The organism is Pseudomonas sp. RC10 (genome assembly GCF_038397775.1).
Lineage (GTDB): Bacteria > Pseudomonadota > Gammaproteobacteria > Pseudomonadales > Pseudomonadaceae > Aquipseudomonas > Aquipseudomonas bambusae.
In genome coordinates, this window is the sequence record NZ_CP151650.1 from 2,784,717 (window position 1) to 2,802,928 (window position 18,212).

Below are 18,212 nucleotides of genomic sequence, written 5' to 3' on the forward strand. Positions count from 1 at the left end.
CGGCCCGGGGATTCGTGCAGTGATCCCTGCGCTGGCGCCGTTGTTCATCGCCGACTTCGCGCACTACCGCGATGTGCTCGTGCTCGACGACGATCCCCGCCCGGGCGTGCCGTTGCGCACCTTCTTCACGTCGGGTGCATTCGACGACACCTTGACCCGTTTCGGCGAGCAATACCCCGCCAGTGACCGCCGTGGGTTGGCGTCGATCTGGACCAAGCATTACTGCGTCAAACTGATCCCGCCGGTGGTGGCGTCCTCGCTGATTCTTGACCACCGGCTGCCGCTGGACTTCGATGACTTGCAGCTGATGCTGGACGGGCAGGGCATGCCCCTGGGGTTCAAACTGCCCGATGCCGGTCGGCGATGGTCACCTGAACCTGCCGATGGAGTTGAGCGTTTCGACGACCTGATCGAGCATCACCTGCGCCCCTTCATCGAGGGCGTGACGAGTCGCATACGCCTGTCGCCCCATGTGCTGTGGAGCAACGCGGGCAATTATTTTGATTGGGTGGTTGGCGTGCTGGCGGGGGCGGTGCCTCACGCCGATTTGCGCCATGGGCATGACGTGCTGAACGCTAAAACCCTGCCCGATGGGCGACGCAATCCGCTGTACCAGCCGGTGCGTTATTTCAAGGTCGAAGGGCAAACCGAATTGAGGCGCCAGCGCCGGGTCTGTTGCTTGCGTTATCGGGTAACAGGGTTGGAGGTGTGTGGAAGTTGTCCGCTGGCCGAGCGCCAACCACGCCAGGTTTCTGGCACGGCACTCAAAAAAAAACATAGCCCAATCCCCCCGCCATCCGGGCGTGTTACACGATCAAGCGGCAATTCTGGCATCAAACCGCCATCCTGATGTTTCAAGTTGTACGATCACCGGCCGATAGTGAATGACCATACGACCAGCAGGTGATTTGTCTCATGAAACTTACCGTGAAGAGCAAACTGCTCTGTTTAGCGATCATTCCCGCGTTGCTGTTCGCCCTGATTCTCAGTGGCGTGGCTTCGTGGATGTTGCAGAGCAGCGCCGATCAGGAAATGAAGGAAACCCGTGAGCAATTGGTGGAGCGCAACCGCCAAGTGTTAAAGAACTACGTCGACGTGGCGCTGACCACGATCAAGCCGCTGCACGATGCTTCCGCTCAGGGCGACATGACCGCGCGGGACAAGGCGCTGGAGCTGCTGAAGCCGATGAAGTATGGCGACGACGGGTACTTCTTCGGCTACGACACCAAGGGCGTGCGGGTCTTCCGTGGCGACAGCCCGGCAGGCGTCGGCAAAAGCTTCTGGGACACCCGCGACCCGGACGGCTCCTACCATTACCAGACCTTTGTCGAGGTCGCCAAAAATGGTAAGCATTACATCGATTACGCCGCGCCCAAACCGGGCGATGAGGCCGTGCAGGTGCCCAAGCTCGGCTACACCGTGTACCTGGAAAAATGGGACATGGTGCTCGGCAGCGCGATCAACATGGACGACATCGACGCCGCCATGGTGCTAGAGCAGCAAGCCGTCACCAGCCGTACTCACAGCATTCTTGTCAGCGTGTTCGTGGTCACCCTGATCCTGCTCCTGGTCACCGCTGCCGCCGGGATCTGGACCGCAAACGGCATCGTTCGCCCGCTGCGCGTTCTCAAGACCAATCTGGATGACATCGCGGCTGGCGACGGCGACCTGACCCACCGTCTGGTGGTGACCAGTCGCGACGAACTGGGCGATCTGGCCACCTCGTTCAACCTCTTCGTCGACAAGATCCACGGCATGGTCCGGCAGATTGCGCAGATGACCACCGACCTTGCAGGCCTCGTCGACCAGGCCACGCAACAGACCTTGCGATCCGAACAAGCCATGCAGCGTCAGCGCGAAGAAACCGATCAGGTGGCCACGGCGATTCACGAGATGTCCGCTGCCGCTCAGGAAGTGGCCCACAGCGCACAACGCGCCGCTGAGGCGGCTTCCGAAACCGATCATCAAGGCCAGGCCGCGCGCAAGGTGGTGGGCAACAGCATCATTGGCATGAGTTCGCTGGTGGACGACATCCGCCTGAGCGGCACCAGCCTCGACAACCTGCAGCAGGACGTGCGCTCCATCGTGTCGGTGCTCGATGTGATTCGTTCGATCGCCGAGCAGACCAACCTGCTGGCCCTCAACGCCGCCATCGAAGCTGCGCGCGCCGGTGAGGCAGGTCGCGGGTTTGCCGTGGTCGCCGATGAAGTGCGGGCGCTGGCCAGCCGTACTCAGCAGAGCACCCAGGAAATCCAGAGCATGATCACGCGCCTTGAAACAGGCACCCATGCCTCTGTCGCAGCGATGCGCCGTTCCACCGAAGCGGGTGAGGGTGCTAACCAGCAGACCAACGAAGTCGGCGTTTCGCTGGATTCCATCTCTGGCCTGATCGGCACCATCAACGCGATGAACGCGCAGATCGCCAGCGCCGCCGAAGAGCAGACGTCAGTGGCCGAAGAGATCAACCGCAGCGTGCACCAGATCGCCGGAGCCGTTGAAAACCTTGCCGAGGAAACCGAGCAGAGCGCCCGCACCATGCGCGACGTGTCTGCACTGGGCGGCAACCTCAGCGCGCTGGTTGGGCAATTCAAGATCTGATGAATCGTTTAACCCTGCAATCAAGGTAGTCCCCGGCAGTGGAAGCTGGTTAAGTAACGTGCAAATGCTTAGCTAGGTAATTATTAGCTGGCAATCGAATCCCGGCGTCCGCCTGTCATTGCAGCAGGCGGCGCACGGCGACCTACAACAAGAAACACCCGAAAAACGAAGCACACCCGTGTTCAGTCTCAGGAGAAATGAAAGATGTTCGATGACGACACCTCCCCGGCGCGTCGCGATTTTCTACGCAAATCGTTGACCCTTATCCCCGTCGTAACCCTGGCCGGTGCCGGCCTTCCTTCCAGTACGTTCGCCCAGACTCCGGCCAGCGACGCAGCGCCCAAGCCCGCTGCAGTCCCTGCATCTTCCACAGGGGATTACACGCCGACGTTCTTCACCCCCGAAGAATGGGCGTTCCTGATTGCCGCTTGTGATCGCCTGATCCCCTCCGACCACGTCGGCCCCGGCGCTGTGGAGTTGGGAGTTCCCGAGTTTCTCGACCGCCACATGCAAACGCCCTACGCCAACGGCGGCATCTGGTACATGCAGGGGCCTTTTCTGGAAGCCGCTCCCGAGTTCGGTTATCAGGGTCGCCTGAACCTGCGTGAGACCCTGCGCATCGGTATCAAGGCCATGAACGCCAACTGCAGGAAGAACTTCTCTGGCAAGGCCTTCGCTGAGCTCTCGTCGGCCCAGCAGGAAGACCTGCTCAAGTCCGCCGAAAGCGGCAAGTTGGCGCTGGACGACATCGCCTCGAAGCTGTTTTTCAGCAACCTGCTCAACGAGGTGCGCAACGGCTATTTCGCCGACCCTTCCCACGGCGGCAACAAGAACATGGGTGCCTGGAAGATGATCGGCTACCCCGGCATGCGCGCCGACTACATGGACTGGATCACGGTGCGCGACAAGCCGTATCCGTTGCCGCCGGTCGATCTGGCCGGGCGGAGGGGCTGAACATGGCGAACGTAAAACCGAAAGTGGACGCCGTCATTGTTGGCATGGGCTGGACCGGTGCGATTCTGGCCAAAGAACTCACCGACGCCGGCTTGAATGTGGTGGTGCTGGAGCGCGGCGCCGATCGCGATACCCAGCCGGATTTCGCCTACCCCAAAGTGGTCGATGAGCTGGAAGGTTCGGTGCATCGGCGCTACCTGCAGAGCCTGGCGCAAGAGACCGTGACCGCACGGCACAACCTGACCTCGAACGCTGTGCCGTATCGGCAGATGGGCTCGTTCAAGCCGGGCACCGGCGTGGGCGGCGCGGGCAGTCACTGGTCGGGCTGTCATTTCCGCGCCCTTCCGGAAGACTTCCAGCTGCGCAGCAACGTCGAGCAGCGTTACGGCGCGAAATTCATTCCCCAGGACATGAGCATTCAGGACTTTCCCGTCACCTACGACGACCTGGAGCCGCACTTCGATCACTTCGAATACGTCTGCGGCACCTCGGGCAAGGCCGGGGTCATCAACGGAGTGAAGCAGATCGGTGGCAACCCCTTCGAAGGCTCTCGCTCTCGGGAGTTTCCGCTAGGCCCGAACCCGAATTACCTCGGCGCGGAAATGTTCTACAAAGGCGCGCGCGAAATGGGCTGGGACCCGTATCCGATCCCCGCATCCAATGCCTCCGGCCCCTATGTCAACCCTTACGGTTGTCAGATGGGCCCGTGCAACGCCTGTGGTTTCTGCAGCGATTACGGCTGCCTGAATTACTCCAAGGCCAGCCCCAACATCAGCATTCTGCCGGTGCTGCGCCAGCGCAAGAACTTCGAACTGCGCACTCACGCCCAAGTGCTCAAGGTCAACCTCGACAGCGACGGCAAGAAAGCCACCGGCGTGACCTACCTCGACGCCCAGGGGCGTGAAGTCGAGCAGCAGGCGGATCTGGTGTTGCTGTGCGCTTTCTCGCTGTACAACGTGCACCTGATGTTGCTGTCCGGCATCGGCAAACCCTACGATCCGCAAACGGGTGAGGGCACGGTCGGGCGTAATTACTCGTACCAGAACCTCAACCGGGTGGTGCTGTTTTTCAACAAGGACGTGCAGGCCAATCAGTTCATCGGCATCGGTGGCGCGGGCACGACCATGGACAACCTCAACGGCAACCAGCTGGACAACGCCAAGGCCGGTTTCGTCGGTGGCGGCATCATCTGGGCGCGGCAGCCGGGGGCAGGGCCCGTGCGCGGGATCAACGTGCCGCCGGGCACGCCGAACTGGGGCACGGCGTGGAAACAGGCCGCCAGCGACGCCTTCCGTCACTCGTTCTATTTTGAAGTGCAGGGCGCCTGCATGTCGTACAAGCAGCATTACCTGAGCCTGGACCCGACCTACAAGGACGGCTTCGGCCGGCCACTGCTGCGCATGACTTTCGACTGGCACGACAACGAGGTCAAGGCTTCGCAGTTCCTGGTGGGCAAGGCTATGGAGATGTCAAAAATCCTCAACCCGACCGCCCTGTCCGGCGACGCTAAAAAGCCGGGCGAGCACTACAACATCACCAAATACCAGAGCACCCACACCTGCGGCGGCGCGATCATGGGCAGCGATCCGAAGACCTCGGCGCTGAACCGTTATCTGCAAAGCTGGGACGTGCACAACGTGTTCGCCATCGGCGCCAACGCCTTCCCGCAGAACAACGGCTACAACCCGACCGGCATGGTGGGTGCACTGGCGTACTGGTCGGCCAAAGCCATTCGCGAGCAATACCTGAAAAACCCCGGCCCGCTGGTTCAGCCCTAAGGAGAGACGACCATGAAAAAGCTTCTCTCAAGCCTGTTCGTCATTGCTGTGGTCGCGTTGGGTGTGGTGCTGGGCGTTGCCTTCTGGCCAACGTCTACCCCAAAACTGGCCGCCGATACGTCCACCGATCAAGCCGCGCTGATCGAGAAAGGCCGCTACCTGGCCGATGCCGGTGATTGCACGGCGTGCCACACGGCCAAAGGCGGCAAGCCATTCGCCGGCGGCCTGCCGATTGCGTCACCGATCGGTACGCTGTACAGCAGCAACATCACCCCCGACAAAGCCTCCGGCATTGGCAGTTACACGCTGGACGACTTCGACCGCGCGCTGCGCCATGGCATCGCCGCCAATGGCAACAGCCTGTACCCGGCCATGCCGTATCCGGCTTACGCGCGAACCAGCGATGACGACGTGCGGGCGCTGTACGCGTACTTCATGCACGGTGTCGCGCCGGTCTATGCAGAAAACCGCGCCAACGACGTGCCCTGGCCGTTGTCGATGCGCTGGCCGCTGGCGGTGTGGCGCAAGGTCTTCGCACCCGCCCCGCAAGACGTGGCGTTCAACCCGGCGCGGTATCAGGATCCGCAAGTGGCGCGCGGCGCCTATCTGGTGCAAGGGCTGGGGCATTGCGGCAGTTGCCACACGCCACGGGCGCTGACCCTGCAGGAGAAGGCGCTGGATGAATCCGGCGACGCCTTCCTGTCGGGTGGGCCAGTGATTGATGGCTGGCTGGCCGTGAACCTGCGTGGCAATCCTGCGGACGGTCTGGGTAATTGGAGCGCCGATGACATCGTGGCCACCCTGCGCAGCGCGCGCAGCGAGACCCACGCGGTACTCGGCGGGGCGATGGGCGACGTGGTGGTGCACAGCACTCAGCACCTCAACGACCAAGACCTGAAGGCTGTGGCCGCCTACCTGAAAACCCTGCCGGGGAGTGCTCGTCAGGTGTCCACGTTCGAGGCCGACCCGTCCACTGCCAAGGCCCTGCAAGCGGGGCAAGAGGGCAGTCGTGGTGCCGAGCTGTACGTCGACAACTGCGCAGCTTGCCACCGCACCGACGGCCAGGGTTATCAGCGGGTGTTCCCGAAAATCGCCGGCAACTCGTCGGTGCTCTCGGAAGACCCTGTGTCGATGATCCGCCTGGTGCTAGCGGGCAGCAAACTGCCAGCCACCGCCACTGCGCCTTCGGAACTGGGTATGCCCGGTTTTGCCTGGAGGATGTCGGATGAGGAAGTGGCGCAGCTGCTGACCTTCATCCGCGGCAGCTGGGGTAACCACGCGCCTGTCGTCAACGCAGGGCAGGTGGCGCAGCTGCGGGCGACCTTGCCCGAGACGTCGCCGGCGGTGGACCGTACGGACATAGCCAAGCCGTAACCACGTGAAGCGATCATCCGGACGCTGCAACGGTGTCTGGACGGTCGCATCGCGAATACATTAGCTCTCACAGGTTTGCGCGCGATTTCGCCATGCGATCTACCCTGTGGGAGCGAATTCATTCGCAAACGGTTTTTCAGGCGAAATCAATGGCACGGACGAGCCATGGCATCAGATATCCGTCGACTTGGTCACCGCTTCCCACGCCGTGATCTCAGCCTGCAGCTGTTCCAACTTGTCCCGCACCAGCTTCAACGCATCGCTGCCCAGCAACAAATGCGCGGGCGGGGCGTCGCTGGCGATCAGCGTCAGGATCGCGTTCGCGGCCTTGACCGGATCACCCGGTTGCTTGCCGCTGCGCTCTTCCCGGGCCTTGCGGATCGGGTTGAAAGACTCATCGTAATCGGCGATCTGCCGGGGCGAGCGCTGCATCGAGCGACCGGCCCAGTCGGTGCGGAAACCGCCCGGTGCGACGGCGGTCACGAATACGTTGAAGGGCTTCAATTCCTTGCCCAGCGTCTCGGAAATGCCTTCCAGCGCGAACTTGCTGCCGTGGTAGAACGAGATCCCCGGCATGGTGATGAAGCCGCCCATGGACGTGATGTTGATGATGTGCCCGCTGCGGCGCTGGCGGAACAGCGGGACGAAGGCTTTGGTGATCGCCACGGCGCCGAACACGTTGACGTCGAACTGGTGACGCATTTCCTCCAGCGTCGACTCCTCGAACACGCCTTCGTGGCCGTAGCCTGCGTTGTTGACCAGCACGTCCACCGGGCCAAAGGCCTTGTCGACATCGTTGACCACACTGTCGATGGCGGCGAATTCAGTCACGTCCAGCAGCACGCCGTGGGCGCGGCCAGGGGCCTGGGCTTCGAAGTTTTCGATGGCGTCCTGATTGCGCAGCGTGCCGATGACCTTGTGTCCCGCCGCCAGTGCCTGAGCGGCCAGTGCCTTGCCGAAACCTGTGCTGACGCCGGTGATGAACAGGGTTTTTGTCGAACTCATAGCGTTTCCCTCTCGAAGCGTGTTGCGGTTACTGAAAGTCCCCATGGTAGGAACAGCAGACCGAAACCCGCTCACCCAGTTCTACGCGATGATTGCCTGATTCTGCCGTGGCTATCGACAACGCCACACGCCCTCTGTGGGAGCGAATTTAGTCGCGAATGGATTCAGGCGGTGGAGACGGGTGGCGTGAACCGGCCCTTCCTCGGATTGCCGCCCAACATGAAGTCGCTCCCACAGGTTCTGTGCCGGTTGCCTGATCGGGGCTCAGACCCGAGGATTCGCCGTGTTTTTAGTCACCAACCGCAACCCGCTGGCAATACTGCCCACCGCCGCGAACCCCGCACCAATGCTCAACGCCAGCACCGGCCCGTGGGCGTTGGAAATGCCGAAACTCAACGCCACCAACGCCGCGCCGGTGGCTTGCCCGATCAAACGGGCGGTGGCGATGGTGCCGCTGGCACCGCTGGAGCGTTCCTTCGGCGCGCTGGTCATCAGGGCTTTCTGGTTCGGCGCCTGGAAGAACCCGAAACCGATGCCGCACAGAATCATCCGCACGATGATCGAGATCACGCTGGCGTCGGCCGGCATGGTCGCCAGGGAAATCATGCCGACGCAGAGCATCGCCAGCCCGATCCCGCCCAACAGCCCCGGCGGATAACGGTCCGACATACGCCCGGCAAACGGCGCGATCATCGCCACCACCACCGACCACGGCGTCATCAGAAACCCGGTCTGCACCGGGTCGCGGCCCAGCGTGGTTTCAAAAAAGAACGGCAGCGACACGAACGCCAGGCCTTGGGTTGCGAACGAACAGAAGGCTGTCAGCGCCGAGAGGGCGAACATCGGGCGTTTCAACAGATCCAGCGGAAACATCGGCGCCGGATGCCCGGCCTCGCGCTTGAGCATCGCCGCGCCGCCCACCAGAAAGATCGCCAGCGCAATCAACACGCTGCTCATCGACCCCAATTGCGCTGCCTGGCTCAAGGCGAAAATCAGGGCGCCGAAGGTGATGACGTTGAGGATTGCAGTCACGCGGTCGAAGGTCAGGCTGCCGGGTTTGGTCACCGGCAACGAATTCCAGGCGAACACCAGCGCGAAAATACCGATAGGCAAGTTGATCGCGAACAGCCACGGCCAATGGGCCACCGACAACACCAGCGAGGCGATGGTCGGGCCGATGGAGAACGACGTGCCGACCACCAGCGCGTTCATCCCCAGCCCGCGCCCGAGGCGTTCGGCGGGGAAGATCGAGCTGATCAGCCCGGCGTTGACGCTCATGATCGCGCTGGCGCCGATGCCTTGCAGCACGCGGGCGACGGTCAGGGTCGGCAACGACCAGGAAAAGGTGCACAACGCCGACGACACCACGAACAGAATCAGGCCGCCGAGGTACACCTTGCGCTGACCCAGCACTCCGCCCAACGCCGCGAAGGGCAGCAGCGTTGCCACCGCCGCCAATTGGTAGGCGTTGATGATCCACACCGACGCGGCGGGGGAAGCGTTGAGGTCGGCGGCAATGGCCGGCAGGGCGGTGTTGGCGATGGCCGTATCGAGGGTGGCGAGGGCGATGGACAGCAGAATCGCCACCATGCCGCGAAATTCTCGAGACGTGAGTTTATCGCTGACGCGCGGCGGATTTTGAGGGGCGGGCTGAGGGACAGGTTGGACCATTATCGACAACGCTCCGGGAAAAAGTGCAAGCAAGGCTGCATACGCAACCAGAAGCGTGATGGTGCCGGTTTGTTAGGGGGCTATGCAATGGACAGAGCGCAGGAATTGAAGCGGATTATTGGATGATTCAAAGGAGGGGGTAAGCGATCTCCTACGCGGGATCACGATCACCTGTAGGAGCCGGCTTGCTGGCGAAGGCGGTGGGTCAGACACGAGCAGGGTGCCTGATACACCGTCTTCGCCAGCAAGCCGGCTCCTACAACGATTTGTGGTGTGGATTAACCCCCGGGCGTATCGATGTCCCGATCCGTCTCACCCGTTTGCGACTCGTCCTTGGTCTTGTCCGGCGACTCGTGCTCTTCCGGCTCGAAGTCCGGGGTGAAGCTGTTCTCGCCTGAACGGTTGCCGTTGTTCTCCTGGCTTTGCGCGCCGTTGTTGCTCTGGCTTTGCGACCCTCCCGACGCCGGTGGCTTGTCCTGACCCATGTGATTGTCAGGGGTGTCCGGGTCGATGGCCGGGTCGTTGCGGTCGTTGGTTTGACGCGTGTCTTGGGTAGCCATATGCACCTCTTCTTGATACCGGATTCTCCGGGGCTTACCGATATCGAGGGCATTGCGAGGCTGGCGTTCGATGAATCTGCCGAGCGGTTGTCAGCTGTCGCGGTAAGCGCCAGTCACGGGCAGGCGGCTGCCGAGGCGATAGCGGGATGAGGGGTGAGCGAGGCGCACGTAGGTGACGACGCGGCCGTTGTTCCAGGTGCGGCGGATCAACACCAGACAGGGTTCGTCGGCCTCGATTTGCAGGTGCTTGAGCTCGTCGGGAGAGGGGTGGCTGGCCTCGACGATGTGCTCCATTTCGTCCGGCTGGATGATTTTCAGCAGGTAGCGCGCCGACTGCAAGGTGTCGCCGAACGGCTGTTGCAGGAACTCCGGTGCGCTCTGCGGATTGACGTAGCGGTCTTCCAGCTGGACCGCCACGTCGTCTTCATAGTGCACGCACAGCAGATGAAACACCGACGCGCCGGTGGGCAACGACAGCGCTGACGCAATAGGCATCGACGCCGATTCCCGCGCCAGGTGCAGCACGTGGCAACGATAGCGGTGGCCCCGGGCGAGGATTTCGTCGGCGATGTTGGTGATGTGCAGCAGGTTTGACTGCGGTTTGCTCTCGGCGACGAACGTACCGACCCCGGAGATTCGCAGCAGACGGCCTTCTTCGGTCAGCTCGCGCAGCGCCCGGTTGACCGTCATGCGCGACATGCCCAGCTCCAGCACCAGCCGGTTCTCCGACGGGATCAGGTCGCCCGGTTTCCATTCCCCGGACACCAGCTTGCCCTGCACGAAATCCTTGGCCTGGCGATACAGGGCCTGGGGTGCGGGTTTGTCCATCATTGACCTCCCAGGACCTGTAGGAGTGAGCTTGCTCGCGATGAAGATTTACCTGTCAACGCATGCGTCTCACACACCTCTATCGCGAGCAAGCTCATTCCTACAGGATTCGCGTGTATTCAGATCGACCCGTCTACGATTTTCCGTCCTGCCAAAACGCGTTGCGGTCCAGATAATTCTGCAAAAACTGCTGCAACCTCGGCTGTTCGGCGTTGTGGAAGATCTGCTGCGGTGTACCCCGAGCGACCACTTCGCCTTGATCGAGGAAGATCACCGAATCCGCCACCTGCGCGGCAAAGCCCATTTCGTGGGTCACCACGACCATGGTCATGCCTTCTTTGGCGAGGGTCTTCATCACCTGCAGCACTTCGCCCACCAGTTCCGGGTCCAGCGCCGAGGTCGGCTCATCGAACAGCATGATGTGCGGCTCCATCGCCAGCGCCCGGGCAATCGCCACGCGCTGCTGCTGACCGCCCGACAACTGCGCCGGGTAGGCCGTGGCCTTGTGCGCCAGCCCGACCTTATCCAGCATCGCCATGCCGCGTTTGTTCGCTTCATCGGCGGACAATTTACGCACCCGGCGCAGGGCCTCGCAGACGTTGCCGATGGCGGTCATGTGCGGCCACAGGTTGAATTGCTGGAACACCATGCCGACGTTGCGGCGCACCTGATTGATCTGCGATTGCGGCGCGCGGCGACGGCCCTTGTCGGTGTCCTGCCAGCCGAGCAGCTGACCTTCGATGTGAATCGAGCCTTCGTCGTACTCCTCAAGGAACGCCATGCTGCGCAACAGCGTGCTCTTGCCGGAGCCGGACGGGCCGATCAGGCACACCACTTCCGAGCGCTGCACCTGCAAATCGATGCCCTTGAGCACACGCAGGGTGCCGAAGCTTTTGCCGACCTTGTTCAGCGTCAGAATGGTGGGCTGCTCGCCGGGTGGGCTTGCCGAAGTCTTCATGCGTTCACCTTGTTTCTCGCGTGTATTGTCGGACACGGCGCCGCTGGGAATCAGGAGGCTGTTCATCGTGGTTGCTTGTTCATGAAGCGGCCGACACGGCTTTCCAGGAACATGCCCAGCCGCGAGCACAGTTCCACCAGAATCAGGTAGCCGATGCACAGCATCAGCAGGGTTTCGACGAAAGCGAAGGTCTCCGAACCGATGCCGGTCAGGACCATCGTCAGCTCCGGAATGGTGATGATCGACAGTACGGCGGTCTCCTTGCACAGCACGGTGATCATGTTGATCAGCGCCGGAAGGATGATCACCAGCATCTGCGGCACCTGAATCCGCCAGATGCATTGCAGGCGGGTGATGCCCAGGCAATCCGCTGCTTCCAGTTGACCGCGGGCGACCGAATCGAAACCGGAGCGGAAGATTTCGGCGAAATACACGCTGCCGTACACGCCCAGACCGAGGATACCCGCCGGGATCGGATCGAGGCTCAGGCCGAACGACGGGCCGCCGTAATAAACGAGGAACAACTGCACCAGAAACGGCGTGCTGCGGATCAGTTCGATGAACACCCGCAGCGGGGCGCGCACCAGGTTGTTGCCGAAGATTTGCGCGACGGCGATCAGCATGCCCAGCACGATGCCGAGCACCACGCCGCTGCTCCAGGTGCCGAGGGTGACCAGAAAGCCCGAACCAATGTCGTCCAGGTGATCGGTGATGATTTGCGGGTCGAAGATCATGCGCCTTGCTCCTTCAACCGGCGTTCCAGCACGCCGCCAAAATACGCCAGCGGGATGTTGATCAGGCAATAGAAGCCCGCGAGCATTAGGTAATCCTGCACGAACATGTAGTCGCTGGCGGCGAGGTTTTGCGCGGTGCGGGTCAGGTCAGCCAGGCCAACCACCGACACCAGCGACGAGGCCTTGATCAGCAGGATCATTTCGTTGACCAGCGCGGGCAGGGTCAGGCGCACGGCCTGGGGCACGCGGATGCGCACCAGCATCTGGCTGGCGCTCAGGCCCAGCAGACCGGCGGCTTCCAGTTGGCCGCCCGGAATGGCCAGGAATCCACCCCGCAGAATTTCAGCGGTATAGGCGCCTGCCGCCAGCGACAGGCCGATCACGGCGGCCACGGTGGGCGAGACGTTGGGCAGGCCGACGCGGGGCAGGAAGTAATAAATGAACAGCAATTGCACCAGCAGCGGAATGCCGCGGAACACGAAAATATAGGCCCCGCCCAAACGACGGAACAGGGGAATCGGCGACAGGCGCAACGCCCCGACGACCACGCCAATGACGAAGCCGATCGCCAGCGCGGCGATGGACACCTGCAACGTCACCCACAGGGCGCCGAGCAATAAAGGTGCGTTCTGTTGCAGCAAGGGCCAATCAAACACGGTGTGACTCCAGCTGTGGATCGGTGCTTATGGAAAATCTCGGCAGTCAGATCGCGCTCAATCTTGACCACTGCTAAAAACACTGTAGGAGTGAGCTTGCTCGCGATAGCAGCGGGTAAAACACATCATCGGCTATAACCAAGCTCCGATCGCGAGCAAGCTCACTCCTACAGAGAGGTGCGTCCTTCCCGCGAAAATGGAACGACGCCAAGGCTTACCAGGTCGGTTCGAAATCACCCTTCGGCACGTCCATCTCGGCGCCCAGCCATTTTTTCTGCAGGGCAGCCAGGCGGCCGTCGTCGTGCATTTTGTTCACGGCGGCATCGAGCGCGGCGATCAGGCTGTCGGCATCGGCGTCCTTGCGGCCCAGGTAGGCGAAATAGGATTTCTTGCCGAACGGCGGCTGCACCACTTTGTACAGATTGGCTTTCTGGGCGGCGACGAACGAGATGTTCGGCAGCGAGTTGGCCACCGCGACAATACGCTTGGCGGCGAGGTCGGCGTAGGCCTGGTTGTTGTCGACGTATTCGCGAATGGTGACCTTCTCTGGCAGCGTCGCGGCGAAGGTTTTCAACTCTTCCAGTTGCGCCGAGCCTTTGCCTGCCCCGACGGTCTTGCCCGCGATGTCTTCAGGCTTCTTGATGCTGTCGTCCTTGGCGCCGACCATCAGCGCCACGGTCGCTTCGGCAATCGGCGAGACGAAGTGGTAGCGCTCTTTGCGCGCCTTGGTCACGATGATCGGACCGGCCACGACGTCGAATTTCTTCGCCTCCAGGCCCGGCAGCACGCTTGGCCATGGCAGGTCGAGGAACTTGATCTTGACCCCCAGTTCCTTGCCCAGCTCGGCGAACAGCTCGGCGTTCAGACCCTGCTGTTTGCCTGCTTCGAGAAAGTCGAACGGGGCGAACTGCATTTCCGTACCGACCACCAGCTCACCGGCTTTCTTCACATCGGCCAGTTGGTCGGCGTGGGCGGCCAGAGGCAACAGGGCGAGTGCCACTGCCATGCTCAGGTTTTTAACTGTCTTGCTGAACACGTGTGTACCGAAGCGGGAATCGAGTTGCATGGGGTCACTCCTCATTCATCAGATGCAGTGTGGTGTCGTCGTGATCGGGGTCAGGTGGAACGGTTGTGTGATGTGAATGTGCAGTTAGCGTGCCATACCGGTCTATACAACCCGCACAGCGTTTAACCGAAGATTTTTCCCGGATTCAAAATGCCGTTGGGGTCAAAGCTGCGCTTGAGCTCGGCCATGGTTTGCAACGCTTCGGCGCTCACGGAGTGGTGCAGAAACTCGCGCTTGAGCAGGCCGATGCCATGCTCCGCCGACACCGCGCCGCCCAGTTGGCCCACGGCGCGGTACACAAGGTCTTCGATTTCAAAGACCGGCGCGGGCTGGGGCAGGCTGTTCAGGTCCACCGTGAGGTGCAGGTTGCTGTCACCGATGTGGCCGAAATACACGCTGTGATTGCCCGGCCAACTCAGGTCCAGACGCTGGCGACACAGGTCGGCGAATTCACCGATCTGGCCGATGGGCAGGCTGATGTCGAAGTTCAGCGGCGCCAGGCGCACCGGGAATTCGCCGGTGGCTTCGCGAATCTTCCACAGGCTGCGGGCCTGGGCCTGCGAGCTGGCGAGGATCGCATCCACCACTTCACCGGCCTCAAGGGCCGCGTTCAACGTCTGTTCCAGCACCTCGGCACTGGCCGATGATTCCAGCAGCACGTACAGCGGATGATGATCGGGCATCGGCGCGACGGGGTTTTCAAGCCATGACACGCCCATGCGGTAGAAGTCCTGCCACATCAATTCGTAGGCTTGCGGTGTCCCGGCGCTGCGCTGCACACGACGCAAAAAGGCGACGGCGCTGGCGTAGTCGGGCAGGGCGCACAACAGCGTGGTGCTGTGGCCGGGTTGCGGCGCCATTTTCAGCACGGCGCGGGTGATCACCCCAAGGGTGCCTTCGCTGCCGATGAAGCACTGTTTCAGGTCATAACCGCAGTTGTTCTTGATCATCTTGTTCATCAGGTTCAACACGCGACCGTCGGCCAGCACCACTTCCAGGCCGAGCACCAGATCGCGGGTCATGCCGTAGCGAATCACCGCGTTGCCGCCGGCATTGGTCGCGATGTTGCCGCCGATCTGACACGAACCCCGCGCACCCAGATCCAGCGGAAACAGATAGCCCGCGTCGGCGACGGCCTGTTGAATCGCCTGTAATGTGGTGCCCGCTTTCACGGTCACGGTGGCCGCCGCTTCGTCGATCTCTTCGATGCCTTGCAAGCGATCCAGCGACAGCGCGATGTCGGCGGGACGTGGGACCGCGCCGCCCGCCAGGCCGGTCATGCCGCCTTGGGGCACCACCGATTGGCGCGCCGCGTTGCAGATGCGCAGGGCCGTGGCGACTTGCTCGGTGTCCGTGGGCAGGATCAAGGCCGCCGGACAGGCGGGTGCGTGACGGGTCCAGTCGGTGTGATGACGCGGGCTGATGGCGTCGCCGGTCAGCACCTGGGCATCACCCAGCGCGGCGCGTAGTTCTTTGAGGGTGTGTTGCACGTCACTCATAGGGTCAACTCACGGAAAAGGTCGCGTCAGCCTTCGGGCTCACACGCAATTGATTCAGGTCGGGCTGGCCGAGCAGGGTCAGGGCCAGGTGCAGTTCCCGGCTCAGCAGGTCCAGCGCATGCCCGGCACCGGCCTGACCGCCTACCGCCACGCCATACAACGTGGCGCGGCCCAGCAGCACGGCATCGGCGCCCAACGCGCAGGCCTTGAGAATGTCGGTGCCGCGACGAATGCCGCTGTCCAGCAGGATGCTCAACTTGCCCTTGGCCACGTCCGCGATGGCGGGCAGGCAATCGAGGCTGGCGGGCACGCCGTCCAGCTGTCGGCCGCCGTGGTTGGTAACGACAATGCCGTCCAGCCCCAGCTGCACGGCCTGCTCGGCGTCCTGCGGGTGCATCACGCCCTTGAGCAGCAGACGATGAGGCCAGCGGTCGCGCAGGCGGGCGAGGAAGTCCCAGCTCAGCTGATTCTCCATCTTCGCGCCGATGAAATGCGCGGCCCCTGCGGCATTGCGCTGATCGGCGGGCAGGTAGCGGTCGAGGTTGGCCATGCTTGGCATGCCGTGGGGCCAGAGGGTTTGCCGGACCCAGCGCGGGCGGCGCAACACGTCGAGCTTGTTGCGCAGGCTCAACTGGCGCGGCCGGGAGAAATTGCGTTTGTCCCATTCGCGATTGCCCAGCAGCACGGCGTCGGTGGTCAGCAGCAGCGTGCGACAGCCCACGGCGTCGGCCCGTGCGAGCAAGTCTTCCTGCACTTGCGGGTCGCTCATGGCGTAGAGCTGAAACCACAGGTTGACGTCCGGGACGGCCGCGACAATCTGCTCCAGCGAGCTGGTCGACACGGTGCTGAGGGTGAACGGCAGGCCGCGCTCGGTGGCGGCCCGGGCCAAGTGAATGTCGGCGTCGCGGTGCAGCATGCCGTTGTAGCCGGTGGGGGCGATCACCATCGGCATCGGTTGTTCGCGGCCGAACAGGGTGCGGCGTGTGTCGGGCGTCTTCCACGGCACCAGCGTGCGCGGCAACAGACTGACGTCCGCGAAGGCCTGACGGTTACGGGCCAGGGTCAGCTCTTCTTCAGCGCCGCCGTTGAGGTATTCCCACGCGAAATGCGGCAGCCGCCGACGGGCCATGTCGGCCAGTTCGGCAATGCTGTGCGCGCGCAGGCAATCGGAACCGGTGTGATAACGACGCATGGGAGTCCTTGGACGAGCTGTATAGACAGCTGAGGCAAGATGCAGGCCAGTTGAGATTAGCCAGCGCCCCTCCCGTGGCAGGGCCGTTCGGTTCAGACGAGGTGAGAAAGGTGTCACCAAAAGTTGCACCGAATGGGCCTGGCGTGCCCGCTGTTGGGGCGTTGCGAAACCGGCCACGTCACAGACGGTAGGAGCGCGCTTGCCCGCGATGGTGGTGTGTCAGAGATCGATGTGGTGTCTGATCCCTCCATTCGCGGGCAAGCGCGCTCCTACAAACCCTGCATTCGGCGCGCGGCATACAAAATGCTTCCTCCTGTCTATACAGCCCTATTTCCCCCTTCACAGGAGCCCCCATGACTGTCACTGCCAATCTCCCGCTGATCGACATGGCCGGTGTACACGAAGGCGACGAGGCCGCGCTGCATCGGGCCGGCGAGGCCATTCGCAAGGCCTGTAGCGAAACCGGGTTTTTTTACATCATTAACCACGGAGTGCCGCAAGCGGTGATCGATGCGGCGATGGCGGCGGCGAAAACCTTCTTTGCCTTCCCGCCCGAAGTGAAGCGCCAGGTGGCGGTGAACAAACGCCATCGCGGCTGGCACGCGTTGGGCGGGGCGTTGATGTACGAGGCGACCAAGCCGGATTTCAAGGAATTCTTCAGCATGGGGCTGGAGCTGCCGGAAGACGATCCGTGCGTCCTGGCGGGGGAGGCGCTGCGCGGGCCGAACCAGTGGCCGGATTTCATGCCGGAACTGCGCTTGGCGCTGGACGCCTATTACGAGGCGATGGGTCGGGCGGGGGCGGATTTGTTGCGAGCGGTGGCGGTGGGGCTGGGCATCGAGCCGGAGTTTTTTTCGCCGAAATACGGCAAGCGTTTGCAGCGCACGCAGATGGTGTATTACCCGCCGCATCCCCCGATGGCAGAGTCCGATCAGTTCGGCGTCGCGCCGCACACCGATTACGGGTGCATCACGTTGTTGTATCAGGACAACAGCGGCGGGTTGCAAGTGCGTGAATTGTCCACTGACAGCTGGATCGATGCGACGCCGATCGAAGGCAGCCTGGTGGTGAACGTGGGGGATCTGTTGGCGCGCTGGTCCAACGACCGCTTCCGCTCGACGTTGCACCGGGTCATCAATAAGTCCGGGCATGAACGGTATTCGATTGCGACGTTTTACGACCCGACGTTCAGTGCGGTGGTCGATCCCTGTGATTTGGGCGTGGACACCGGGTCATACCCTCCGGTGACAGCCGGGGCCTATATATTGAAGCGGATCGATGATTCGATGGCCTACCGAAAAAAGGCGCAATAACGCCTTTTCATTAAGGCGAAGCCCCA

General features: G+C 62.4%; 16 protein-coding genes. 6 read left to right on the top strand and 10 right to left on the bottom strand.

What is annotated here, in order from left to right; genetic code table 11:
* Nucleotides 1–19 precede the first annotated feature (19 nt).
* From fhuF to AAEO81_RS12825, 5 genes are all read left to right on the top strand, one after another.
* Nucleotides 20–850 carry a siderophore-iron reductase FhuF gene (gene fhuF, locus AAEO81_RS12805; RefSeq protein ID WP_341963977.1) on the top strand — a complete coding sequence of 277 codons (831 nt, stop codon included), beginning with the start codon at nucleotides 20–22 and terminating at the stop codon, nucleotides 848–850.
* 65 nt (nucleotides 851–915) lie between these two features.
* Nucleotides 916–2,598, top strand: coding sequence for a methyl-accepting chemotaxis protein (locus AAEO81_RS12810; RefSeq protein ID WP_341963978.1), 1,683 nt, complete (start codon nucleotides 916–918; stop codon nucleotides 2,596–2,598).
* Nucleotides 2,599–2,802: 204 nt separating this feature from the next.
* Nucleotides 2,803–3,552, top strand: a complete 750-nt coding sequence (locus AAEO81_RS12815; RefSeq protein WP_341963979.1) for a gluconate 2-dehydrogenase subunit 3 family protein — start codon at nucleotides 2,803–2,805, stop codon at nucleotides 3,550–3,552.
* A gap of 2 nt (nucleotides 3,553–3,554) precedes the next feature.
* A complete protein-coding gene (locus tag AAEO81_RS12820; RefSeq protein WP_341963980.1) occupies nucleotides 3,555–5,330 on the top strand; it encodes a GMC family oxidoreductase in 1,776 nt (591 codons plus the stop codon).
* Nucleotides 5,331–5,342: 12 nt separating this feature from the next.
* Entirely contained in the window at nucleotides 5,343–6,704 is a 1,362-nt protein-coding gene (locus AAEO81_RS12825) for a cytochrome c (protein WP_341963981.1), read from the top strand.
* Between the two features lie 171 nt (nucleotides 6,705–6,875).
* Here the strand turns inward: AAEO81_RS12825 and AAEO81_RS12830 are convergent, their stop codons facing one another.
* From AAEO81_RS12830 to AAEO81_RS12875, 10 genes are all read right to left on the bottom strand, one after another.
* Nucleotides 6,876–7,709, bottom strand: coding sequence for an oxidoreductase (locus AAEO81_RS12830; RefSeq protein ID WP_341963982.1), 834 nt, complete (start codon nucleotides 7,707–7,709; stop codon nucleotides 6,876–6,878).
* A gap of 264 nt (nucleotides 7,710–7,973) precedes the next feature.
* Nucleotides 7,974–9,299: an MFS transporter gene (locus AAEO81_RS12835; RefSeq protein WP_341963983.1), complete on the bottom strand. Its 1,326-nt coding sequence runs from the start codon at nucleotides 9,297–9,299 to the stop codon at nucleotides 7,974–7,976.
* A gap of 359 nt (nucleotides 9,300–9,658) precedes the next feature.
* Nucleotides 9,659–9,940: a hypothetical protein gene (locus AAEO81_RS12840; protein WP_341963984.1), complete on the bottom strand. Its 282-nt coding sequence runs from the start codon at nucleotides 9,938–9,940 to the stop codon at nucleotides 9,659–9,661.
* Nucleotides 9,941–10,030: 90 nt separating this feature from the next.
* A complete protein-coding gene (gene hutC / locus AAEO81_RS12845; RefSeq protein WP_341963985.1) occupies nucleotides 10,031–10,771 on the bottom strand; it encodes a histidine utilization repressor in 741 nt (246 codons plus the stop codon).
* A 130-nt stretch (nucleotides 10,772–10,901) separates the two neighbouring features.
* Complete coding sequence (locus tag AAEO81_RS12850) at nucleotides 10,902–11,726, bottom strand: amino acid ABC transporter ATP-binding protein (protein WP_341963986.1); 825 nt, start codon at nucleotides 11,724–11,726, stop codon at nucleotides 10,902–10,904.
* 62 nt (nucleotides 11,727–11,788) lie between these two features.
* The gene (locus tag AAEO81_RS12855; RefSeq protein ID WP_341963987.1) at nucleotides 11,789–12,460 is read right to left on the bottom strand and encodes an amino acid ABC transporter permease; all 672 of its coding nucleotides are present in this window, start codon (nucleotides 12,458–12,460) and stop codon (nucleotides 11,789–11,791) included.
* Nucleotides 12,457–13,116: an amino acid ABC transporter permease gene (locus tag AAEO81_RS12860; protein WP_341963988.1), complete on the bottom strand. Its 660-nt coding sequence runs from the start codon at nucleotides 13,114–13,116 to the stop codon at nucleotides 12,457–12,459. The genes AAEO81_RS12855 and AAEO81_RS12860 overlap by 4 nt, the downstream gene beginning before the upstream one ends.
* 214 nt (nucleotides 13,117–13,330) lie before the next feature.
* Entirely contained in the window at nucleotides 13,331–14,182 is an 852-nt protein-coding gene (locus AAEO81_RS12865; RefSeq protein WP_341963989.1) for a transporter substrate-binding domain-containing protein, read from the bottom strand.
* Nucleotides 14,183–14,304: 122 nt separating this feature from the next.
* A complete protein-coding gene (locus AAEO81_RS12870; protein WP_341963990.1) occupies nucleotides 14,305–15,681 on the bottom strand; it encodes an FAD-binding oxidoreductase in 1,377 nt (458 codons plus the stop codon).
* A gap of 4 nt (nucleotides 15,682–15,685) precedes the next feature.
* A complete protein-coding gene (locus tag AAEO81_RS12875) occupies nucleotides 15,686–16,873 on the bottom strand; it encodes an alpha-hydroxy acid oxidase (RefSeq protein WP_166595202.1) in 1,188 nt (395 codons plus the stop codon).
* A 353-nt stretch (nucleotides 16,874–17,226) separates the two neighbouring features.
* Here AAEO81_RS12875 and AAEO81_RS12880 point away from each other — a divergent pair, with 353 nt between their 5' ends.
* The gene (locus AAEO81_RS12880) at nucleotides 17,227–18,186 is read left to right on the top strand and encodes a 2-oxoglutarate and iron-dependent oxygenase domain-containing protein (protein ID WP_341963991.1); all 960 of its coding nucleotides are present in this window, start codon (nucleotides 17,227–17,229) and stop codon (nucleotides 18,184–18,186) included.
* The last annotated feature ends 26 nt before the right edge of the window (nucleotides 18,187–18,212 follow it).